The sequence below is a fragment of the Simplicispira hankyongi genome (genome assembly GCF_003570885.1).
Lineage (GTDB): Bacteria > Pseudomonadota > Gammaproteobacteria > Burkholderiales > Burkholderiaceae_C > Simplicispira > Simplicispira hankyongi.
Genome location: NZ_QXJC01000003.1, coordinates 19,888 through 42,522, shown reverse-complemented (window position 1 = coordinate 42,522; position 22,635 = coordinate 19,888). Strand labels below are relative to the sequence as shown.

Genomic DNA, 22,635 nt, shown 5'->3' with positions numbered 1-22,635 from the left:
GACATGGACAATCTCGATGTCACCGTATTGCGCGCGCTGGGCCACTGGCGCAGTACCGGCCAGCGGGCGCTGCTCGCCACGGTGGTGCGCACCTGGGGGTCGTCCCCCCGCCCCGAGGGCTCGATCATGGCGCTGTGCGAGAGCGGCGCCGTGGTGGGCTCGGTCTCGGGCGGCTGCATCGAGGACGACCTGATGGCCCGCTACACCCGTGCCTGGGCGGGCGAGGGGGACGACGCGGCGCTGGTGTCCGGCCCGCCGGTGTTCGCCAAGTACGGTGTCACGGCGGACGAAGCGCACCGCTTTGGCCTGCCCTGCGGCGGCACGCTGGAACTGCTGATTGAGTTCGACCCCGACGCCGGGGCCTTGGCCGAGCTGCTGTCCGCGCTGGAAGCCGGCAAGCTGATGCAGCGCAGCGTGCGCTTGCAGGATGGCGCGGTCGTGCAGGGCCCGGCCGCCACGCCCGCCACCTTGGTGGTCGACGCCGAGCGGGTGGTCAACACCTTTGGCCCCGAGTACCGCATGCTCATCATCGGCGCGGGCCAGATGTCGGAATACCTTGCCACCATGGCGCTGTTCTCCGGCTTTGCCGTCACCGTGTGCGACCCGCGCGAGGAATACCGCAGCAGCTGGAGCGTGGCCGGCGCCCGCGTGGTCAGCGACATGCCGGACGACGTGGTCAGCGCCATGCGCCCGGACCGGCGCACCTGCGTGGTGGCGCTCACGCACGACCCCAAGCTCGACGATCTGGCGCTCTTGCAGGCGCTGGATACCGAGGCCTTCTACGTCGGCGGCATCGGCTCGCGGCGCAACAACGCGGCGCGGCGCGAGCGCCTGAAAACACACTTCGACCAGACGGACGAGAGCCTGGCGCGCCTGCGCGGACCGATCGGCATCTACATCGGCAGCAAGACGCCTCCCGAGATTGCCGTAAGCGTCATGGCCGAGGTGCTGGCGGTGAAGAACGGCGTGGTCCTGCCGCGCGACATGGGGGTGGGGGAGGCCAAGCAGGTGCACGAGCGCTTGCCCTGACCGGAGCCGCCGGCGCCCTCGGAAAGCGGTAATGGGGGGCGCCCATTGGGCTAGGCATACCACTCTATCCGAGGGTCTTTCCCCACGCTCCGCCCCCGTAGGGGCTCCTACACTGGTGTAATAACCACCGTGGGAGGACCCGATGACGACCAAGATTGCCCCTGAGCTGCTCGCCCTGCAGCGCCTGTACGCCTGGGAAAGCGAGGCGCCCACAAGGGTCGCCTTGACCCAGCCGATGGGCGACGGCACGGTGAGGGACTTCAGCTGGGGCGAACTGGCCGCGCAAGTGCGCTGCATGGCAGGGCATCTCCAGTCGATTGGCATCCAGCCTGGTGACAAGGTGGCCATCCTGTCCAAGAACTGTGCCTGGTGGCTGATGAGCGATCTGGCCATCTGGATGGTGGGCGGCGTTTCGGTGCCGCTCTACCCCACGCTGGCGCCCGAGACCATTGCGCACATCCTCAAGCACAGCGAGGCGCGCGCCTGCTTCATCGGCAAGCTTGACGGCTGGGAGGCCATGGCACCCGGCGTGCCAGCGGACATGACTTGCATCAGTTACGCCCTCTCGCCCGAGTCCGCGCGCAAGGCCTACCCGCTGTGGGACACGCTGTGCAAGGCTGCCAAGCCGCTTGCTGGCCAGCCGGTGCGGGGTGGCGATGATCTGGCCACACTGATCTACACCTCGGGCACCACGGGCATGCCAAAGGGCGTGATGCACAGCTTCCACAACTTCGCCTGGGCGCTGGACGCCGGGATCCGCCGCCTGCCCATGGGCAAGGACGACCGCATGCTGTCCTATCTGCCTTTGGCCCACGTGGTCGAGCGTGTGCTGGTGGAGCACGGCTGGCTGCGCACCGGCATGCACGTGTTCTTTGCCGACTCGCTCGACACTTTCACCACCGACATGCAGCGCGCCCGGCCCACCATCTTTTTCTCGGTGCCGCGCCTGTGGGTCAAGTTCCAGCAGGCCATTCAGCACAAAATGCCTGAGCCCAAGCTCCAGCGCCTGCTCGGCCTGCCGCTCATCGGGGGCCTGGTGCGGCGCAAGATTCAAAAGACGCTGGGCCTGGACCAGGCACGCATCTGCGCCGGTGGCGCCGCGCCCATGCCGCTGGCGCTGCTGCAGTGGTACAGCAAGCTGGGCATCGCCATCAATGAAGGCTACGGCATGACGGAAAACCTCGCCGTCTCGCACATCACCGTGCCGGGCAAGAACCAGCAGGGCAGCGTTGGCCCGGCCTACGAGGGTGTGCAAGACCGCATCGACCCCGAAACGGGCGAAATCCAGATGAAGAGCCCGGCGGTGATGCAGGGCTACTACAAGGCCCCCGAGCAGACGCGCGATGCCTTCACGCACGACGGCTGGCTGCGCACCGGCGACAAGGGCCGCATCGATTCTGACAAGTGCTTGCACATCACCGGCCGCGTGAAGGATTTGTTCAAGACCGGCAAGGGCAAGTATGTCGCGCCCGCGCCGATTGAAGACAAGCTGGGTGACCACCCGGCCATCGAGGCCTGCGTGGTCACTGGCGCCAACCTGGGCCAGCCGCTGGGCATTTTGATGCTGAACGCCGACGCCGCCGCAGAGGCCCAATCGGCCGAGGGGCGCAAGGCACTCGAGCATTCGCTGGCGCAGCATCTGGCGAAGGTGAACGCCACGCTGGACCCGCACGAGCAATTGCAGTGCCTGGTGGTCAGCCGCACGCCCTGGACGGTGGAGAACGACATCATCACGCCCACCTTCAAGGTCAAGCGCAACCGTATCGAAGACCTGTACGCCGCGAAATTTGAAGAATGGGAAACCTCGCGCAAGAAGGTGCTCTGGTCGTAGGAGCTCCAACACGTTGCTATGCCCTGAAATTTTGATGAAAATATGCCTCAAGCGCTTATTCCACAAGCGTTTGCAGCTCTTTTATTCATAGCGATCGAACTGGCTTGGCCGCAGCTGCTCCGGCTCGGTTGCAAGCGGGGCGGGGGCACGCGCCAGTAAAGGGTTGGTAAAACCTGCCGTGGTGGCGGGTGGGCGGGGTGCCGGCTGGCTACCATCGCAGGCTATTGCCCCGCTTTGCCGCGTTGCCTGCCCATGCCAATTTCCCGCCCCCACCACTTCCGCCTTGTTTTTGTGCGCGGCCGCATGCGCTGGGGCCTGCTGCTGACCCTGGGGTTGCTGGCGGCATTGCTGGCGGGCGGCGGCTGGTGGTGGCAACAGCGCGCCGGCAAGGCCCAGGGTGTTGAGGCGACCAAGCCGGGCGGACGTGGCGGGCGCTTCGCGGGGCCGGCCGTACAGCCCGTATCGGTGGGCGAGGTGCGGCGCGAGAACCTGCGGGTGCGCGTCAGCGCCATTGGCAGCATGAGCGCGCGCGCCACGGCGGTGGTGAGGGCAAAGGTGTCGGGCGAACTCACCGAACTGCACTTCAAGGAAGGCGACGAGGTCAAGGCCGGTACGCTGCTGGCCCGCATCGACCCGCGCAGCTACCAGGCTGCGCTCGGCCAGGTGCAGGGCGCGCTCACCCGGGACGAGGCCTTGCTGGCCAACGCGCGCATGGACCTGGCGCGCTACCGCGAGCTGCAGCAGCAAAACTCCATTGCCAGCCAGCAGGTGGACACGCAGGCCGCCCTGGTGCGCCAGCTCGAAGGCACGGTGGCCGCAGACCGCGCGGCGCGCGATGCGGCACAGCTGCAGCTCTCGTACACCCGCATCACGGCGCCCATTTCGGGGCGCCTCGGCCTGCGCCAGGCTGACCGGGGCAACGTGGTGGCCCCGGGGGACGCGAACGGCATCGTCACCATCACGCAGGTGCGGCCCATCGACGCCGTGTTCTCGGTGCCCGAAGGCCTGCTGCCGCAAATCACACCGCGCCTGGCGAGCAAGACCCCGCTGCCCGTCGAGCTGTGGGACCGCGAGATGCGCCAGCGCCTGGGATCGGGCGTGGTCAGTGCGCTGGACAACGCCATCGACACCGCCACGGGCAGCATCCGCATCAAGGCGGCCTTTCCCAACGAGAACGGCGCGCTGTTTCCCAACCAGTTCGTCAATGTCAAGCTTGAACTCGACACCTTGAAAGATACGCTCACGGTCCCCGCCACGGCCCTGCAAAATGGCCATGTGTACCTGGTCAAGGACGATGGCACCGTGGCCTGGACAGCGGTGCGCGCCGGCCCGCAGGACGGCGATCGACTGAGCGTGCAGGCGGATCTTCCCGTGGGGGCGAAGGTGGTGACCGATGGGCTGGACCGCCTGCGCGATGGCGCCAAGGTCAATGTCATCGCGCCCGCCGCACCGGGCGTGGCGCCGGTGGTGAAGGCGCGGCGGTTTGACCCCTCGACGCTGCCGCCCGAGGTGCGCGCCAAGCTGGCCGCGATGTCGCCCGAAGAGCGCCGCGCGTTCCTCTCCGCGCGCCGGGCCAAGGCTGCGGCCAGCCGTCCGGTCGAAGCGGCCACTGCTGCGGCCTCGGCCCCGGCGCCCGCCTCGGTCCCAGCGTCGGCCGGTCGGCCGTGATCGCCTCGGCCGGTCTCTTGCGGCGGGTCCTTTTCGCATGAATATCTCGCGCCTTTTCATCCTGCGGCCGGTGGCAACGTCGCTGCTGATGCTCGCCTTGCTGCTCAGCGGCCTGCTGGCGCTGCGCCTGCTGCCGGTGTCGGCCCTGCCCGAGGTGGATTACCCCACCATCCAGGTCACCACGCTCTACCCAGGCGCCAGCCCTGATGTGATGACCGCCACGGTCACCGCGCCGCTGGAGCGCCAGTTCGGCCAGATGCAGGGCCTGACGCAGATGTCGTCCACCAGTTCGGGCGGCGCCTCGGTGATCACGCTGCGCTTTTCACTGGGCGTGGCCATGGACGTGGCCGAGCAGGAGGTGCAGGCGGCCATCAATGCCGGCAGCAACCTGCTGCCGAACGACTTGCCGATGCCGCCGCTCTACAGCAAGGTCAACCCGGCGGATGCGCCCATCATGACGCTGGCGATCACCTCGCCCTCGCTGCCGGTGATCCGCGTCAACGACCTGGTCGAAAACCGTCTGGCCCCGCGACTTTCCCAGGTGTCCGGTGTGGGCCTGGTGGCGGTGGCGGGCGGGCGCCGGCCGGCCGTGCGCATCCAGGTCAACCCGGCCACGCTGGCGGGCCTGGGTTTGGGCCTGGACGACGTGCGCGCGGCAATAGCCGCGGCCAACGTGCGCCAGGCCAAGGGCAGCTTTGACGGGCCGGATCGAGCGTCGAGCATCGACGCCAACGACCAGCTGCAATCGGCCACCGAGTACCGCAACCTGGTGCTGGCGTTTCGCAATGGGTCCCCCATTCGCCTCAGCGACATTGCCGAAACCGTGGACGACGCCGAGAACACGCGCCTGGCCGCCTGGGCTGGCACACCGGCGACGGGCAGCCGTGCCGGCGTCATCCTCAACATCCAGCGCCAGCCCGGCGCCAACGTCATTGACACGGTGGACCGCATCCAGGCGCTGCTGCCGCAACTGCGCAGCAGCTTGCCGGCTTCGCTTGACGTGCAGGTGCTGAGCGATCGCACCGTCACCATCCGCGCCTCGGTGCGCGACATGCAGTACGAGTTGCTGCTGGCCATTGCGCTGGTGGTGGCCGTCATCTTCGTGTTTTTGCGCAGCCCCACCGCCACGCTGATCCCGGCCGTGGCCGTGCCGCTCTCGCTGATTGGCACCTTGGGCGTGATGTATTTGGCTGGGTTTTCCATCAACAACCTGACTTTGATGGCGCTGACGATTTCGACCGGATTCGTCGTGGACGATGCCATTGTGATGATCGAGAACATTGCCCGTCATCTAGAGCATCCCGAGGCAGTGCCGCTCACCCCGCTTCAAGCCGCTCTCGAAGGCTCGCGCCAGATCGGTTTCACCATCATCTCGCTGACGATTTCGCTCATCGCGGTGCTGATTCCGCTCTTGTTCATGGGCGACGTGGTGGGGCGCTTGTTCCATGAATTCGCCATCACCATGGCGGTGTCCATCGTGATCTCTGCTGGCGTGTCGCTGACGCTCACGCCCATGCTCAGTGCGCGCCTGCTGCGCGCGCCCGATCCGAAAAAGCACGGCCGGCTGTTCAACGCCACGGGGCGCTTCTTTGACCGCACCATCGCCGCCTATGGCCGCACGCTCGAAGTGGTGCTGGACCACAGCGTATTGACCTGGGTGGTGTTCCTGGCCACGTTGGCGCTCACGGCGCTGCTCTATTTCTGGGTGCCCAAGGGGTTTTTCCCGACACAGGACACGGGGCTTTTGCAGGCCACCACCGAGGCCGACCAATCCATCTCGTTTGCCGCCATGGCCGAGCGCCAGCAGGCCGTGGCCGAGCGCTTGCTGCAAGACCCGGCGGTGCAAAGCGTCTCCTCGTTCATCGGTGTGGATGGGCAGAACACCACGCTCAACAGCGGCCGCATGCTGATCGACCTGCGCCCACACAGCACGCGCGATGCGGCTCCCGTGGTGCAGCAGCGGCTGCTGGCGGCCGCGCAGGGCCTGCCCGGCATCCGGCTGTTCGTGCAGCCGGTGCAGGATTTGACGATTGAAGACCGCGTGGCGCGCACCCAGTACCAATTGCTGCTGTCGTCTCCCGATGCCGCGGCGCTCGAGACGGCGACCCAGGCGATGCAAGGGCGGTTGCGCGCGCTGCCGGGGCTCTCGGACGTGGCCAGCGACTTGCAGGACCAGGGCTTGCAGGCCTACGTTGCCATCGACCGCGCGCAGGCCGGCCGACTGGGTGTCACCGTGGCGGCGATCGATACCGCGCTCTACAACGCCTTCGGCCAGCGCCTGATATCCACCATCTTCACGCAGTCCAACCAGTACCGCGTGGTGCTGGAAGTGGCACCGCGCTTCGCCATCGGCCCGGAGGCACTGGCCGGCATCTACGTGCCGACAACGGGGGTGGCGGGCGGCGCGCCGGTGCCGCTCTCATCCGTGGCGCATATCGAAGAGCGGCACACACCGCTGGCCGTCAACCATGTGGGCCAGTTGCCGGCTGCGACGCTGTCGTTCAACGCTGCGCCTGGGGTGGCGCTGGGCGATGCGGTCGCCCAGGTGCAAAAGGCGCTGGAGCAGGCACGCGCCGACGGCGCTGTCGGCGCCGCAGTCGACGCGAGCTTTCAAGGGGCGGCGCTGGCCTTTCAGGCGTCGCTGTCGAACACGCTGCTGCTGATCCTGGCGGCGGTGGTCACCATGTACATCGTGCTCGGCGTGCTCTACGAGAGCATGGTGCATCCGGTGACGATTCTCTCGACCCTGCCTTCGGCCACGGTGGGGGCGTTGCTGGCGCTCAAGCTGGCCGGGGCCGAACTCGACATCGTGGCCGTGATCGGCATCGTGCTGCTCATCGGCATCGTCAAGAAGAACGCCATCATGATGATCGACTTCGCGCTCGACGCCCAGCGTGAGCGGGGCCTTACGCCCCGCGCCTCCATCACCGAGGCCTGCCTGCTGCGCTTTCGGCCCATCCTGATGACCACGCTGGCGGCGCTGTTTGGTGCGCTCCCAATGATGCTGGGCAGCGGCGTGGGCAGCGAGCTGCGCTTTCCGCTGGGGGTCACGGTGGTGGGCGGGCTGATCCTGAGCCAGTTGCTGACGCTGTTCACGACACCGGTGATTTATCTGACGTTTGAGCATGCCGCCGAACGCTGGCACGCGCGCCGGGCACGCAAGGAATCGGGCCATGCACCTACCTGATTTTTTAGGCGAAATCGGCCGCAAGCGCACGTCCTGCTTGCGCATGGAAGTCGAAAAACATAGCAACTTGAAATTGGGGTCAGATTCCAATTTTTTGCCTGGTTGGAGGGCGGAGGCCGGGGTGTGCGCCCGGCGGCGCAGTAACTTTCTTTCGCGTCGCCGAAAGAAAGTCACCAAAGAAAGGGCGACCCTGCTGGCCGTGATGGAATATTGGGGTCAGACACCCATTTCACTGCGGTGCTTTGCACCGCACCCTCCGGGCGCGCCAAAGGCGCGGTGGAATGGGGCTCTGACCCCAAAATCCAACGCCTGCGATGCTCGTTCGCGGAGCGCGCCGTGGAACTCGCTACGCGCTGGCGCGCTTCGCTCGAACAACCACGGCGAGTCAGATGACGAAGGCGTGTGTCCTTCGGCACACGCCCGCCCCGCGCCCTGCGCTTCTCGGCACGGCCAGAAGGGACCCCGGCAATACGGGCCATCGCTGCGCTCCGCCTCGCTGGGGCAGGCGCTGCGCGCCGCGAAAACAAGGCCGAGCGCAGCGATGGCCCGTGTCGTGCCCAACCCCCTTCTGGATGCGCCTGTGGCGGAGTGCTTGCGGGGTGGTATGCGCGTCGGAGCGCGCATGCTTCGTCAACTGATTCGCCGCATTTGTCCGAACGAAGCGCTGCAGGCGCGCAGTGAGTTATGCGGCGCACCCCGCAAGTGCTTCGCCGCAGGTTGCCCCGTAGCGCAGCGAAGGGGACGCAGACAGCAGGGTCGCCTTCTCTTTGGTGACTTTCTCTTGGCGACCAAGAGAAAGTTACTGCGCCGCCGGGCGCATACCCCGGCTCCCGCCCTCAAATTAGTCAAAGAATTGGAATCTGACCCCAATTCCACCCTACGCTGCCAGGCGCATACCCCGGCCTCCGTCCTCAGCAAAAACAAACAGTCAAAAAATATAGCTGTCAGCGCAATACCCATAAGCGCTAGAGGCCAAAAACACTATAAATCTTGCAGGAGAAGCCAGCCATGAGCCTCTCCACCCCCTTCATCCACCGCCCGGTGGGCACGCTGCTGCTGACGCTGGCGCTGGTGCTCGCGGGGGGTGTCGCCTACTTTTTGCTGCCCGTGGCGCCGTTGCCGCAGGTCGATTACCCCACCATTTCCGTGTCTGCTAGCCTGCCTGGCGCCAGCCCCGACACCATGGCCGCCACCGTGGCCACGCCGCTTGAGCGTGCGCTGGGCGCGATTGCCGGCGTGACCGAGATGACATCGCGCTCGTCCCAGGGCAGTACCCGCGTCACGCTGCAGTTTGACCTGGGCCGCACGGTCGATGGCGCGGCGCGCGACGTGCAGGCGGCCATCAACGCCTCGCGCAGGCTGCTGCCCAGCGGCATGCCCAGTAACCCGAGTTACCGCAAGGTCAACCCGGCGGATTCGCCCATCCTGATCCTGGCGCTGACTTCGCCCACGCTGACGCGCGGGCAGATGTACGACGCCGCCTCCACCGTGCTGGCGCAAAAGCTCTCGCAGGTCGAAGGCGTGGGCCAGGCCACGGTGAGTGGCGGCGCACTGCCGGCCGTGCGCGTCGAGCTCGATCCGACACGCCTGTCCGCCAACGGTATTTCGCTGGATCAGGTGCGCAGCGCCATCACCAGCAGCAACGGCCGGCGGCCCTTGGGGGTGGTGGAGCGTGAAGACCATTACTGGCAAATTGGCGCCAACGACCAGGCGAGCGTGGCCGCCGACTACGCCCCGCTGGTGCTGCGCTGGAACGCCAACGGCAGCGCCGTGCTGCTGCGCGACGTGGCCGACGTGGTCAACGGCGTGCAGGACGTGCGCAATTACGGCGTGGCCAATGGCAAGCCGGCCATCCTGCTGCAGGTGTACAAGCAGCCGGGGGCGAACATCCTGGACGCGGTGGATCGCGTGCGGGCCTTGTTGCCGCAGCTCGAAGCCTCCATCCCGGCGGCCATCAACGTGCAGATCGTCTCCGACCGCACGCCCACGCTGCGCGCCTCGGTGCGCGAAGTGCAGCGTGCGCTGTTGCTTGCCGTGGCGCTGGTGGTGATGGTGGTGTTCCTGTTTCTGCGCAGTTTTCGCGCCGCACTGGTGCCCAGCGTGGCCGTGCCGGCGTCGCTCATGGGCGCGTTTGGCGTCATGTACCTGGCAGGCTATACGCTGGACAACCTCTCGCTCATGGCACTCACCATTGCCACGGGTTTCGTGGTGGACGACGCCATTGCCGTGCTGGAGAACATCGCGCGCCACATGGAGGGCGGTAAGAGCGCGCTGCAGGCGGCGCTTGCGGGTTCGCGCGAGATGGCCTTCACCGTGCTCTCGATGAGCATTTCGCTGGTGGCGGTGTTCGTCCCCATCATGTTCATGGGCGACGTGGTGGGCCGGTTCTTCCGCGAGTTTGCCGTCGTCATGTCGGCCGCCATTTTGATTTCGATGCTGGTCTCGCTCACCACCACGCCCACCTTGTGCGCTTTGCTGCTGCGCCCGCGGCCCGTGCGCGCTCCTTCGCGCATGGGCCAGGTCATGGACCGGTTCGGGGCGCGCAGCCAGCGCCTGTACCGCCGCAGCCTCGCGTGGTGCCTGCGCCACCCGGCGCTGGTGCTCGGCGCGCTGGTGGGGGTCATCGGGCTCAACGTATTTCTGTACGCCACGATTGAGAAGGGCTTCCTGCCCGAGCAGGACACGGGCCGCATCATGGGGTTCATCCGCGCCGACCAGGCCAGTTCCTACCAGGCGATGGAGCGGCGCATCAAGCGGTTTCTCGCCATTGTGGAGGCCGATCCGGCGGTGGAAAACGTCACAGGCTTCACCGGGGGCGGCCAGAGCAACGCGGGCGCCATGTTCATGACGCTCAAGCGGGGGCAGTCGTCCGACGCGGTGATTGCCCGCCTGCGCAACCAGCTCAAGGATGAGCCTGGCGCGCGCCTGTTCATGGTGCCCCAGCGCGATATCCGCATTGGTGGGCGCCAGAGCAGCGGCTCGTACGACTACACGCTGCAGGCCGACGACGTGGCCGACCTGCGCACCTGGGAGCCACGCATCCGCGAGGCCCTGGCCGCGCTGCCGCAGCTCGAAGACGTCAACAGCGACGTGCAGGACCACGGCGAGCAGACCACGCTGGACATCGACCGCGATGCCCTCGCGCGCCTGGGCCTCACGGTGGCGCAGGTGGACGCGACGCTCAACGACGCCTTCGGCCAGCGCCAGGTCGGCGTCATCTACAACCCGCTCAACCAGTACCGCGTGGTGATGGAGGCGGCGCCGCGCTTCCTGCAAGATCCCAAGGCCCTGGACGGCTTCTTTTTCATCTCGAAAACCGGCCAGCAGGTGCCACTGTCGGCCTTTGCCAAACTGCGCAGCACCATTACGCCGCTGGCCGTGAGCCACGAGGGCGGCACGCCCGCCAGCACCATCAGCTTTGGCCTGGCGCAAAACATGTCGCTGTCGGACGCCACCGACGCCATCGAGCAGGCCGTGGCCAGCCTGGGCGTTCCGGTGTCGGTGCGCGGCAGCTTTGGCGGCAACGCGGGGGCGTTCCAGAAGGCGCTGGCAAGCCAGCCGCTGCTGATTCTTGCGGCCCTGGTGACCATTTACCTGGTACTGGGGGTGTTGTACGAGAGCCTGGTGCACCCGCTCACCATCCTTTCGACCCTGCCGTCGGCCGGGGTCGGCGCGCTGCTGGCGCTGATGCTGTTTCACACCGAGTTTTCCCTCATCGCGCTGATTGGGGTGTTTCTCTTGATCGGCATCGTCAAGAAAAACGCCATCCTGATGATCGACTTCGCCCTGGCGCACCAGCGCAGCGGCCATGCCAGCGCTGCCCAGTCCATCTACCGCGCCGCCTCGCTGCGTCTGCGCCCCATTTTGATGACCACCATGGCCGCCATATTCGGTGCGCTGCCACTGGCGCTCGGCCGGGGCGACGGCGCCGAGCTGCGCCAGCCGCTGGGCATCGCCGTGGTCGGTGGCCTGCTGGTGAGCCAGTTGCTCACGCTGTACACCACGCCTGTGGTGTACATGGTGCTTGAGCGCCTGCGCCAGCGGGTGCAGCGCACGCCGCCCCGCCCTGCAGCCGTACCCCGCCTGGAGACCGTTTGATGTTGGCTTTGCACCGCTTGTTCCTGTTCGCGCCGCCACGAATCGCACTGGCTCAGATCGCCCTGGTCTGCCTGCTTGTTGGCTGCGCCGCACCCCCCAGACAGGCATTGCCCGCCGCGCCGGTGCCCGCCGCGTGGAAAGAGGGCGCTGCGGCCCAGGCCGGCTTTTGGCACCTGGCGCAGCCGGGGGAGGGGGTGCAGACAGAGTGGTGGACGCGCTATGGCGACCCGGTGCTCAACACCCTGCAAGACCAGGCGCAGCGCGGCAACCCAGGCCTGGCGCAAAGTGCTGCGCGTCTGCGCGGCGCGCAGGCCGCCGTGGCCGGTGCGCGTGCGCCGCTGTTGCCGCAACTGGGCCTGGCCGCCAGCAGCCAGCGCGCGCGGGCGACGCCAGGCAGCAGCCCTGCCAACAGCCAGTCGCTGGGCCTGAACGCCAGTTGGGAAGTTGACCTGTGGGGGCGCGTGGCAGGCAGCGTCGATGCCGCCCAGGCCAGTGCCCAGGCCAGCAGCGCCGATCTGGCAGCGGCCCGCTTGTCGCTGCAGGCGCTGGTGGCACAAAGCTATTTCGCGCTGCGCGCTGCCGAAGCGCAGGAGCAATTGCTGACCTCCACGCTCGCCGCCTACGACGAAAGCCGCACGCTTACCCGCAACCGTGTGCAGGCTGGGGTGGCCCCGCCGTCCGACGCTGACCAAGCCGAGTCCCAGTACCAGAGCACACGCGCCCAGTGGCTGGACGCGCAGGCCACCCGCGCCCAATGGGAGCACGCCCTGGCCGCGCTGGTGGGCGAGGCGCCCGCCAACTTTGCGCTGGCGCCGTCGGCGCAGCTCCCCCGACCGCCGGCTGTGCCGCTGGCGCTGCCCGCCGAGCTGCTGCAGCGCCGCCCCGATATCGCTGCCGCCCAGTTCAACGTGGCCGCCGCCAATGCCCAGCTCGGCGTGGCGCACAGCGCCTTTTTCCCGGCGCTCACGCTCTCGGCCAGTGCGGGCTACCGTGCCAGCAGCCTGGCATCGCTCATTTCGGCCCCCAACTTGGTGTGGTCGCTGGGGCCGCAAATGGCGCTGGCGTTGTTCGACGGTGGTGCGCGCACGGCGGCGGTGGAGGGCGCCATGGCCAATGTGGACCTGGCGGCAGCCACGTACCGGGGGGCGGTCATTACCGCGCTGCAGGAGGTGGAAGATGCGCTCAGTACCGGCGCCTCCCTGCAACAGCAGGCACAGGCGCAGCAGCTTGCCGTAGCCGCCGCCCAGCGGGCGTTCGCGGTGGCGCAAAACCAGTACCGCGCGGGCACCGTCGGCTACCTGAACGTGCTGTCGGCGCAGGCCACGCTACTCGCGGGCCAGCGCAGCCTGATCGAGCTGCAGCGCCAGCAACTGGTGGCGGTCAACACCTTGTTGAAAAACCTGGGGGGCGGCTGGCCCGAGCAGGCGTTAACCGATTGAGAACCGTTCCTGCAGGGCCTCGCCAAAAGCTGGGGTGGCGCTCAACGTCAGCGTGAGCGTGCAGCGCCCGCCGCCCATGGCCGGTGGGCTGTGCTGCAGACGGGCCGTCTCGACGTCGAAGCGCGTGCTCAGGTCACCCGCATCCTCCTGCTGGCATTGCAGGTCGAAGTCCCAGTCGGCGGCAGCGTCCCCTTCAACGGGCGCTCCCCATTCGGCGCACGCCCAGGTGAGCACGGCCTGCACCTCGCGCAGCGCCGCGTCCAGGCGCTCGGGCAGCACGCAGGCCATGGCGTCCCAGCTAGCGCTGCCATGGCCGTCTTCGCTGTAGTCAAAATCGAGGTAGTTCAACACCATGGGGGCATTGTCCCCTCCGCCCGCCATGACCCGCATCGAACCCGCTCTCGTCCTTGAACAGATAGAGGTGCACTGGCCGCACGGCACGCCGTTTCCTGCGCTCGACTGGCGCGTGCCCGCTGGCGCCGCCCTGGTGCAGGGTGGGCCGGGCAGCGGCAAGACCACCGTCTTGCGCTTGCTGGCAGGTGCCTTGCCGGCAGCGCGGGGGCGCATTCTGCTGCACGGCGCCCCCGTGCAGCCTGCCCAGGTGTTCTGGTCCGAGCGCGACGCCGCGGGCTGCGAAAAGCGGCTGGTGCGCGACTGGTGGCGTGCGCTTGCGGCGCGCTACCCGGCTTGGGACGCCGCGGCACTGGCGCGGCATGTGGATGGCTTTGCGCTGGCGCCGCACCAGGAAAAGGCCTTCTTCATGCTCTCGACCGGCACGCGCCGCAAGGCCTGGCTGGCGGCCGCGCTGGCCAGTGGCGCGCCGCTGACGCTGATCGACGAGCCGCTGGCCGGGCTGGACCTTGCTTCGGCACGCTACCTGGCAGCCGCCATTGCCGAAGCGGCGCAGCAGCCGAATCGCGTGATCGTGGTGGCGCACGATGCACCTCTGGCGGATGTGCCCTGGGCGGCGGAGCTGGCGCTGCCGGATGCGGCATAAAGTGCTTCAGAAATAATAGCTGCTCGCGCTTGCTGCTATTGCGCTAGAGGCCAAAAATGCTTGAAATTCTGGCTACATCGCCCGGAACTGCGCCGCATACAGCCGGCTGACGGCGAATGCTTCCGCCCGGCCATGCAGCTGCAGGGTGAGCTTGCCGCTCTCGCTGCGCACCGCGCTGGCGATGGCGCTGGCGCGCACCAGCGTGCCACGGTGGATCTGCCAGAACTGCTGCGTGTCGAGCTGGGCCAACAGTTCGCGCAGCGGCGTGCGGATCAGGTGCTCGCGCGTGGCGGTGAGCACGCGCACGTATTTGTCGGCCGCCTCGAACACCAGCACCTCATCGACCGGCACCATCTCGATGCGGCTGCCGTGTCCGGCCTGGATGAAGCGCAGCAGGCCGCCTGCGGGGGCGGCGCCCGTCGCAGGGCTGGGCCCGGCCCCGAGCAGGCTGCGCAACTGGGCGAGCGTGGTCTCTGGCAGCAGCGCGGCGCTGCTGCGTGCGGCCAGCAGTTGCTGCACGCGCGCCACGGTTTTCTGCAAGCGCCCGGCCTGCAGGGGTTTGAGCAAATAGTCCACCGCCTGCGCCTCGAAAGCCTGTACGGCGTACTGGTCGTAGGCGGTGAGGAAGACCAGCGCCGGGAAGGGGTTGCCGTCCGGCCAGGCGTCCACCAGTTCAGCGGCGGCGTCCAGCCCACTCTGGCCCGGCATGCGGATGTCGAAGAACAGCACTTCAGGCTGCAGCGCCAGCGCTTCGCGCACGGCAGACAGGCCGTCGCCCACGCTGGCCAGAATCTGCAGTTCGGGCCAGGCCTGGGCCAGCGCGTGCTGCAGGTCGGCTGCCAGCAGGGGCTCGTCCTCGGCAATCAGGGCGCGCGGGTGGGAGAGATTCATGGGGTGGGTGAATTCAATGGAAAAGTGACTCTAGCGCTTGTTCCGCTTGCGCCACAAGCTATCAATTCGAGAGTTCCGTGCTCGCCGTACAAGGTGCTGAGCCGCTCGCGCACCTGCACCAGCCCAAAGTGGCTGCCGGGGCGGTCCGTGGCGTGCTCGGGCGACGCACGAAGGCCGACGCCGGTATCCACCACTTCGAGCCGCAGCAGCGTGCCCGCAGGGCCGGGCAGGGTGCTGGCGCGCAGAGCGATGTGGCCACCGCCGACCTGCGGCTCCAGCCCGTGGCGAATGGCGTTCTCCACCAGTGGCTGCAGCAGCAGCGGCGGCACCGGCATATCCCGCAGCGCATCGGGCAACTCCAGTGTGAAGGCCAGGCGCGGCCCCATGCGCACGGCCATGATTTCCAGGTAGTCGGCCAGGCGCGCAAACTCATCGGCGAGCGGGTGCAGCGCGGAGCGGGCACCGCCCAGAGTGGCGCGCAGGTAGGCGATCAGGTGGTCCAGCATGGCCTGGGCGCGCGGCGGGTCGGTGGCGATCAGCACGCGCAGGTTGGCCAGGGTGTTGAACACCATGTGAGGCTCCAACTGGGCTTCCAGGAGTTTGAGCCGTGTTTCGGTGGCCTGGGCACGGACTTCGCTCATCTGTGCACGCAGCGTGGCGCGGTGCCCCCGGCTGTAGAAGAAATACGTGCCCACAAGCCCGGCCACCAGCGTGATGACCACCGAAATACGCAGTTGCGCCCGACCACCCGTATCCCACGAGGAAAACCCAAACCACGCGTCGGCTAGCGCCGTGCCGCCCAGGTAGCCCAGCACCATGCCGCACGCAGGCAGCGCAATGCCTGGCACACCGGCGGGCCAACCGGTCGCGGCACTGGAGGGGAACAGATGGCGCCCGAAATCGATGCAGGCCCAGGTCAGGCTGCCGATGGCCAGCGAATAGACCAGGGGGAATTCGTAGGGCCGTTCGGGCTGGACGGCATATTGAAGGGCCGCGATGGCCAGGCAGAAGGCCAGGGTCTGCAGCAGATGCCGCAGCTTGTCGATCCAGTCGATTCTTTGGGCTTGCGCCGCTTGGGTCGCGGTGTCAGTGTCCATCGCGCTGGCGCTGCAACCGCTCGCGCTCCTTTTGCACCATGCGCTCGCGCAGGCTGCTGCCTGTGCCCAGCACAAACACCGAGATACCGTGCAGCGCCAGCCCCAAACCCCAGCCCAGCAGCGGGAAGACCGACCAGGGCCGGCTGCCGAATCCATGGCGCGACAGGGCGAAGAGCCCCAGATTCACCAGGATGAACACCAGCGCGTGCAGGTACCAGCCGAGCTTGGCGCCGGCACGCCTGCGGGCGAGCTGTTCGATCGTTTCGGGGGAGAGGGGTGTGGGCATGGGGGATTTTAGGCAAGGGCGGGTGTTCGGTCTTGGCGCACCGGGGGCAAAGTCCGCCTTCATTGCGCGCGCTGTTGCAAGGGTTGCAGGTGCGCGGCAAAGAAGGCCACGATGCGTGCATCCACCTGGGGCAATACGCTGCGGTCGAAATCGGGCGGGTCGCCCAGCAGTTCGCGCTCCACGCCATTGAGCAGGCGCAATGGGGGCATCGGCGAGAGCATGGCGCCATGGCCCGCGTTCGGCAGGTGGGCGATGAGCGTGCAGCGGTCCTGGCAGGCGGCCAGCACGGCGCTGCTGTGAAAGCGCGGCACCTGGTTGGTGTCTTTCCCGGCGGTGACCAGGCCCAAGGGAATGCGCGGGGCGGCCAGGCTGGCCATGTCGAAGTCGGCGGCAAAGGGCACGCTGGCCACGGCCGCCTGCACGCGCGGGTCGTGGTAGGCGTACAGGGTGTCGTCGCCAAAGCGGTAGCGGATCACGGCCAGCGCCACGGCCTTCTTCAGCCCGTCCAGCAGGTCGCCGTGCAAGCGCGTAATGAAGCCCACGCAGGAAGAGAAGTCCTCTGCGATGTGGGCTTCGCAATGCTGCGCAAAGCGCGCGGGGGACCAGCGGCCCCCGGCGAACACCAGGGCCGTATGGCCGCCGGCCGAGCCGCCGAAAATGCCCACCTTGTCCAGGGCCAGAAGGGGCGCCAGCCGGGCATCCCGTGCCACGGTATCCACCGCGCGGGAGACCTCGGCGGGGCGCCGTTTCCAGCTCTCTGGGCCGGGGCTGGACGGGTCTTTGTAGTTGTCGCCCGCATGTTCGGGCAGCGCCACCACGAATCCGGCCGTGACCAGCGCGCGGGCCAGATCGGTGTGCACCCAGGGGCTGCCGCCGGAGCCATGCGAGATGACAACCAGCCGGCCATTGCCTTGCACGGGGGTGCCTTGCCAGGCCAGTTGCAGCGAGAAGGGGCCGCGCTGAACGGGTTCGTCTGCTTCGCTGGCTGGGTAGAACACGGTGACCGGGCCATCACCTTGGGCGCCGGGCAGTTCCATCAAACCCACGCCCGCGTGGCCTGCCATGGTGGCAAAGGCCAGGCAAGATGCCGTCAGTAGCTGCTTCATGAAGCTGTCTCTCGGGGGTAGCGCACTCAGGAGCGGCGGTCTTGCGCAACCAGGCGATTGCGCTCGGCCTGCACCAGGCGCTCGTGCAGATCGCTGCCGCTGGCCAACAGAAACACGGACACACCATGCACCAGCAGGCCCAGACCCCAGCCGAGCGCCGGGAACACCGCCCAGTGGCGGCCGCTGCTCGCCGACAGCGTGACCAGCAGCAGATTGACCAGGAGGTACACCGAGGCGTGCGCGTACCAGCCCATTTTGGCCCTGGCGCGGCGCTGCGCCAAGCGTTCGAGTGCTTCGGCGCTCAGGGGGGATGTGGTGCGGGCCATGGTGTAGTCTTTCAGGCGATGGCGATGGTTTGTGCGGGGGTGCCGGTTCTTGCCAGGCGCAGCAGCCGCCCGGCGCGGGCCGCAAACACGCCGTTGAAAGCCCCATACAGCATGGCAACCTGGAAGGCAAAGTGGTTGTCGTGTGCCAGTGGCGGCTGTAAGGCCAGCTCCACGCCCACCCCATATTTCACCAAGAATATCCCCACGATGAGCAGCAGGGGCCAGGCGCTGCCCGGCAGATGAAAGCGCTGGCTCGTGGCGTCGTAGCGTGCGCCCGCGGGTGGCGCGCGGTGCAGCCACAGCGAGACCGCCGCCACGGCGCAGGCGGTGGCCAGCCAGGCGGCCAGAATGCCGGCGATCTGCGATGCGCCGCCAAAGGCCGAAGCCATGCCCCAGGCCGAGAACACCGCCATGGTCATTGGCATCAACAGCACCCGGCGCAGGCCGGCGCTGCGCGCAAAGAGCTGGCTGGCGCCCAGCCAGATCAGGGCGGCAAGCAGCATCCACACCCAGGTGGGAGTGTGCTGGACGATGGCTAGCAGCATGCGGGGCTGCTGGGTGGCGAGGGTCAGAAGCATGGTGAACCTTTGAATATTGGCGAGGAGGCCGTACTCTCGCTGCCACGGCCTTTCCTGGCTACACGATTGCGACAGAATGCGAAATTCCCGCCGCCAAGTGCTTTATCGGTGCGTGAAATGCGTTGCCCTTGTGGGTCTTCTCCCGGTTTCGGCGGCGCACGTGCCTGCGCAAAAGCTGATAAGCTGGTTTCAACAAATGGTTACATCGCTCTAACGAATCTTCATTCGAGAAGGGCTGTCTTGATGCCACGTGCCGCCGCTTGCAGACGGCTCACCGATTTGGACGCCGCTTTCGTCTTCGCATGACAACCGACTGCCCACCACCGCCCCATTCCGCCAGTTCACTTGCACTGGGGCTGCCAGACAGCGCCATCCTGGACGTGATCACGCGCGGCACTGGCGCAACGGTGGCGCTGATCAATCGCGAGTTGCAGGTGGTCTATTGCAACGACGAATACGCACGCTGGTTCGAAACCACGAGCGATCAAATTGTGGGCAAGACCCTCATTGACCTCTATGGCGCTGCAGACAGCCTGCGCTTCATGCCTTTTGTCGAACGGGTGTTAGCTGGTGAGCGCATGGAATACCAGCGCCTGCTGCGCAACCCCTATGGCGCGGAGGATTGGCGCACCATCTGCCTGACGCCGGCGCGCAATGCCAGCGGCGAGATTGCCGGTTTCATCACCTCGGCGCTCGATGTGCACGAGCTGCAGGTGACCATGAGCGCCCTGCGGGCTGCGAACCAGCGCCTCTCCTCGCACATGGACAACAGCCCGTTGGCGGTGCTGGAGATGGACCAGGAGCTGCGCCTGCTGCATTGCTCGGAACGTGCCGTTCAACTCATGGGCTGGGAGCAGGAGGAGACGCTTGAGGGGCGCTATTTGCCGGATTTGCTTCAGTCGGTGGACGAGCGTCTGAACCAGGCGCTGCAGCGTCTGCAACAAGGGCACGAAGGGCAAAACCGTGCAGAAACCTGTTTGGTGCGCCAAGACGGCACCGAAATTCACGCCGAGTGGTTCAACTCGGCGTTGACGGACACGCATGGCAGTGTCACGTCCATCATGGCGCTGGTGCAGGATGTGTCGGACCGGGTGCAGATCGCGCGCCAACAGCAGTATGTGGCGAACCACGATGCGCTCACGGGTTTGTACAACCGCGCCGCGTTTCATGAGCAACTCGGCATCTCGTTGGCGCTGGCCAAGTGCGGTGGCAGCGGCGTGGCGCTGCTGTTCATTGACCTCGATGGTTTCAAGCGCGTCAATGATGAGCAGGGCCACCAGGCGGGCGACGAAGTCCTGCGCATCGTCGCGCAGCGGCTGATGGGTGCGGTGCGCGAGGGCGATACCGTGGCGCGTCTGGGGGGAGATGAGTTCCTCGTCATGCTCGACAGCGACCTCACGCTCCACGAACCCCATGTCATAGGGCACCGCATCATCGAAGCGCTGAATCAGCCCATGGTGGTGGACGGAAACAGCCTGTGCGTGGGCGCCAGCATTGGCGTGGCGGTGCACCCACCCATGGCGGGCGAGATCGACGTGCTAATGGGGGCTGCCGACCAGGCGATGTATGCCGCCAAGCGCGAAGGCAAAGGATGCCTGCGCTACGCCGATATGCCTGCCTGAGCGTTGCCCCCTTGGCCGCCTGGCAGGGCAATGCTTTGTTCGAAGCAAAAGAAATTGCCTGGGTCGTACGCTGCCTTGGCGCGCTGCAGGGTCGGGTAGGCTGGCCCCCAATAGGCGTCGCTGAAATTTTGCAGACGGCTGTCGGGGTAGTTCTGGTACACGTGCCCGTTCAGAAATGGGCGTACCAGTTGCATGAAACGATCGAGCCAGGCCTCCATCTGTACGCGCTCCTGCGGGTTGCGCCAGAACACATCGACCACCAAGTCGGCGTCCACATTGCGGTGAATGAAGGCGCTGTCCTGCACCGGGTAGCGGTTGATGGCGCCACCGTATGGCTCCAGGTAGGCAAGCGACCACGGGTTGGGCGAGGTGGCGAAGAAGTCGACGATGCTTTGCCACTGCGCCTGTGTAAGGGGTTGGCTGATGTAACCGCAGGCTTTGGTTTCGCAAATACCCTCTGGCAGGGCGTCGGGCAGCGTGTAAGGGTGGTCTTCGAGCCAGACGTTCATGTCCGGATAGGTCCCGGTTTTGCTGACCAGCAACTGTGCGCCGGGGATGGCGAGCAAGGGCGCAATGGCCTGCATGCCCGCCTCGGCCGTGCCGCAGAACATGCCCTGTGCCATGTACACCGGTTGCCCGTTCAGGATGCCCAGGTTCATCATGTAGCCCAGCGCATCCGGCGCTCCTGTGCGCATGTAGTGACGCTGCAGCAGTTCAAGCACCTGCGCAGCGCTGGCAGCATCCCAGCCAATGGACCAGGCCCAGACCTGGTCGAGCGGCAGCATGCGGTAGGTCACCTGTAGCAGCACGCCGAAGTTGCCGCCCGTGCCTCCGCGCATGGCCCACCACAGCAGAGGGTTTTCGCGCTCGCTGGCGGTGACGATACGGCCATCGGCAAGCGCCACGCGCATGGATTCGACCAGATCGCTCTGGATGCCAAACGCGCGTGAGGTGTAGCCATAGCCGCCACCCTGCACAAAGCCGCCGACACACACGCTGCCGCAGGCCCCGGTCGGCACATGCCAGCCGGTGTGGTTCATGGCAGCGTTGAAATGGTCGAAATCAGTGCCGGGCAGCACATGCACCCGGTGGGCCGGGCGGTCGAGCACCACGCCGCGCATTTCGCTCAGATCCACCACCATGCCGTCGTTCACCGAGTAGCCGGCGGTGCTGTGGCCGCCGCAGCGCACGGCCACCCAGAGGTTGTATCGCTGTGCGACGGCCAGGCATTCGAGCACATCGTTCTCACAGATGCAGTACACGATGAGCTGCGGGAATGCCTGGAACGCGGGATTCGACTCTTGCCGGGCGGCGTTGTAGTCGGGGCTCGAAGGCAGCACGATGCGCCCCGCCAGTGCCGCCTCCAGCCGTGCCGCAGCATCCCATGGCAGGGTGGGGGGTGCCGCCTGACTGGCCCCCAATGCTTGAAAATATGCTACGCGGGCGTCTTTGGCGAGGCGGGCTGGACTCTTGCGATGGGCCATGGAAATCTGCTCCAGAGAGAAAAGTCCTCGTGTGTAGCGCAACCTGCCTCACTTGCGCAAGCGAATCAGAAGCATTCTGTACACAGCCGGTGCCGCCATGCGCTTGGCGGGGCGGGATAATCCACCGCTTTCAGCACGCCCCGAGGGGCCAAAGGACGCACGCGTGGACACTGTTTTGCTGCTCAAGGCGGTCATCATGGGGGTGGTTGAGGGCCTGACCGAGTTTCTGCCCATTTCTTCCACCGGCCACCTCATCCTGGCAGGCGCGCTGCTGGGCTTTGACGACGACAAGGCCAAGGTGTTTGATATCGCCATCCAGACCGGCGCCATCTTTGCCGTCATCCTGGTGTACTGGCAAAAGATCCGCGAAACCGTGGTCGCACTGCCCAGCTCGCGGCAGGCGCAGCGCTTTGCCCTCAACGTGTTCGTTGGCTTCCTGCCTGCGGTCGTGCTCGGCCTGGCGTTTGGCAAGGTGATCAAGGAGCATCTGTTCACGCCGCTGGTGGTGGCCAGCACCTTCATCCTGGGCGGTTTCATCATCCTGTGGGCCGAGCGGCGCGCGCCAGTGGCCACGCGGGTGGCCACGGTGGACGATATGACGCCGCTCGACGCCTTCAAGGTCGGGCTGGCGCAGTGCCTGGCGCTGGTGCCGGGCACCAGCCGCAGCGGTGCCACCATCATTGGCGGCATGCTCATGGGGCTCTCGCGCAAGGCGGCCACCGATTACTCGTTCTTTCTTGCCATGCCCACCTTGATTGGCGCAGGCGTCTACAGCCTGTACAAAGAGCGTGCGCTACTGTCTGTGGGCGATGTGCCCCTGTTTGTGGTCGGGCTGGTGTTTTCCTTCGTCAGCGCCTGGATCTGTGTGCGCTGGCTGCTGCGCTACATCAGCAGCCACAGCTTCGTGCCCTTTGCCTGGTACCGCATTGCCTTTGGGTGTGTGGTAATGGCCACCTCTTTGGCTGGATGGGTGCGCTGGGACGCGGCATGATGCAG

The 22,635-nt window shown here is 66.8% G+C and carries 17 protein-coding genes; 9 read left to right on the top strand and 8 right to left on the bottom strand.

Annotation, left to right across the window (positions count from 1 at the left end; translation table 11 throughout):
• Positions 1–3: 3 nt before the first annotated feature.
• The 6 genes from D3F03_RS06895 to D3F03_RS06870 all read left to right on the top strand — a co-directional run bounded on the left by D3F03_RS06895 (position 4) and on the right by D3F03_RS06870 (position 13,252).
• Positions 4–1,029: an XdhC family protein gene (locus tag D3F03_RS06895; protein WP_119108673.1), complete on the top strand. Its 1,026-nt coding sequence runs from the start codon at positions 4–6 to the stop codon at positions 1,027–1,029.
• A gap of 142 nt (positions 1,030–1,171) precedes the next feature.
• Positions 1,172–2,860 carry an AMP-binding protein gene (locus D3F03_RS06890; RefSeq protein ID WP_119108672.1) on the top strand — a complete coding sequence of 563 codons (1,689 nt, stop codon included), beginning with the start codon at positions 1,172–1,174 and terminating at the stop codon, positions 2,858–2,860.
• 252 nt (positions 2,861–3,112) lie between these two features.
• The gene (locus tag D3F03_RS06885) at positions 3,113–4,528 is read left to right on the top strand and encodes an efflux RND transporter periplasmic adaptor subunit (RefSeq protein WP_119108671.1); all 1,416 of its coding nucleotides are present in this window, start codon (positions 3,113–3,115) and stop codon (positions 4,526–4,528) included.
• Between the two features lie 37 nt (positions 4,529–4,565).
• On the top strand, positions 4,566–7,715 hold the full coding sequence (locus tag D3F03_RS06880) for an efflux RND transporter permease subunit (protein ID WP_119108670.1): 3,150 nt from the start codon (positions 4,566–4,568) through the stop codon (positions 7,713–7,715).
• 1,008 nt (positions 7,716–8,723) lie between these two features.
• On the top strand, positions 8,724–11,813 hold the full coding sequence (locus D3F03_RS06875; RefSeq protein ID WP_119108669.1) for an efflux RND transporter permease subunit: 3,090 nt from the start codon (positions 8,724–8,726) through the stop codon (positions 11,811–11,813).
• Positions 11,813–13,252, top strand: coding sequence for an efflux transporter outer membrane subunit (locus D3F03_RS06870; protein ID WP_119108668.1), 1,440 nt, complete (start codon positions 11,813–11,815; stop codon positions 13,250–13,252). Before D3F03_RS06875 ends, D3F03_RS06870 begins: the two co-directional genes overlap by 1 nt.
• Here the strand turns inward: D3F03_RS06870 and D3F03_RS06865 are convergent.
• A complete protein-coding gene (locus D3F03_RS06865; protein WP_119108667.1) occupies positions 13,241–13,606 on the bottom strand; it encodes a hypothetical protein in 366 nt (121 codons plus the stop codon). The two genes, D3F03_RS06870 and D3F03_RS06865, sit on opposite strands and share 12 nt — an antisense overlap.
• Before the next feature lie 25 nt (positions 13,607–13,631).
• Between D3F03_RS06865 and D3F03_RS06860 the strand changes: the two genes are divergently transcribed.
• The gene (locus tag D3F03_RS06860; protein WP_158606142.1) at positions 13,632–14,249 is read left to right on the top strand and encodes an ABC transporter ATP-binding protein; all 618 of its coding nucleotides are present in this window, start codon (positions 13,632–13,634) and stop codon (positions 14,247–14,249) included.
• 72 nt (positions 14,250–14,321) lie between these two features.
• On the opposite strand, the gene D3F03_RS06855 is transcribed toward D3F03_RS06860, so the two are convergent.
• Genes D3F03_RS06855 through D3F03_RS06830 form a run of 6 tightly spaced genes read right to left on the bottom strand, consistent with a single transcriptional unit; the run spans position 14,322 to position 18,533 of the window.
• Entirely contained in the window at positions 14,322–15,140 is an 819-nt protein-coding gene (locus D3F03_RS06855) for a LytR/AlgR family response regulator transcription factor (protein WP_119108665.1), read from the bottom strand.
• Positions 15,137–16,237 (bottom strand): sensor histidine kinase, encoded by a 1,101-nt coding sequence (locus D3F03_RS06850; protein WP_119108664.1) that lies wholly within the window; start codon positions 16,235–16,237, stop codon positions 15,137–15,139. The genes D3F03_RS06855 and D3F03_RS06850 overlap by 4 nt, the downstream gene beginning before the upstream one ends.
• Complete coding sequence (locus D3F03_RS06845) at positions 16,227–16,523, bottom strand: 2TM domain-containing protein (protein WP_199665426.1); 297 nt, start codon at positions 16,521–16,523, stop codon at positions 16,227–16,229. The genes D3F03_RS06850 and D3F03_RS06845 overlap by 11 nt, the downstream gene beginning before the upstream one ends.
• Before the next feature lie 59 nt (positions 16,524–16,582).
• Complete coding sequence (locus D3F03_RS06840) at positions 16,583–17,629, bottom strand: alpha/beta hydrolase family protein (protein WP_119108662.1); 1,047 nt, start codon at positions 17,627–17,629, stop codon at positions 16,583–16,585.
• Positions 17,630–17,655: 26 nt separating this feature from the next.
• Complete coding sequence (locus D3F03_RS06835; protein ID WP_119108661.1) at positions 17,656–17,955, bottom strand: 2TM domain-containing protein; 300 nt, start codon at positions 17,953–17,955, stop codon at positions 17,656–17,658.
• Positions 17,956–17,966: 11 nt separating this feature from the next.
• Positions 17,967–18,533: a DUF6622 family protein gene (locus D3F03_RS06830; RefSeq protein WP_119108660.1), complete on the bottom strand. Its 567-nt coding sequence runs from the start codon at positions 18,531–18,533 to the stop codon at positions 17,967–17,969.
• A 302-nt stretch (positions 18,534–18,835) separates the two neighbouring features.
• On the opposite strand from D3F03_RS06830, the gene D3F03_RS06825 reads away from it, so the two are divergent.
• Positions 18,836–20,155, top strand: coding sequence for a diguanylate cyclase domain-containing protein (locus D3F03_RS06825; protein ID WP_119108659.1), 1,320 nt, complete (start codon positions 18,836–18,838; stop codon positions 20,153–20,155).
• Here the strand turns inward: D3F03_RS06825 and D3F03_RS06820 are convergent.
• Positions 20,134–21,639: an FAD-binding oxidoreductase gene (locus tag D3F03_RS06820; protein ID WP_119108658.1), complete on the bottom strand. Its 1,506-nt coding sequence runs from the start codon at positions 21,637–21,639 to the stop codon at positions 20,134–20,136. The genes D3F03_RS06825 and D3F03_RS06820 overlap by 22 nt on opposite strands.
• A gap of 163 nt (positions 21,640–21,802) precedes the next feature.
• Between D3F03_RS06820 and D3F03_RS06815 the strand changes: the two genes are divergently transcribed.
• Positions 21,803–22,630, top strand: a complete 828-nt coding sequence (locus D3F03_RS06815; protein ID WP_119108657.1) for an undecaprenyl-diphosphate phosphatase — start codon at positions 21,803–21,805, stop codon at positions 22,628–22,630.
• The last annotated feature ends 5 nt before the right edge of the window (positions 22,631–22,635 follow it).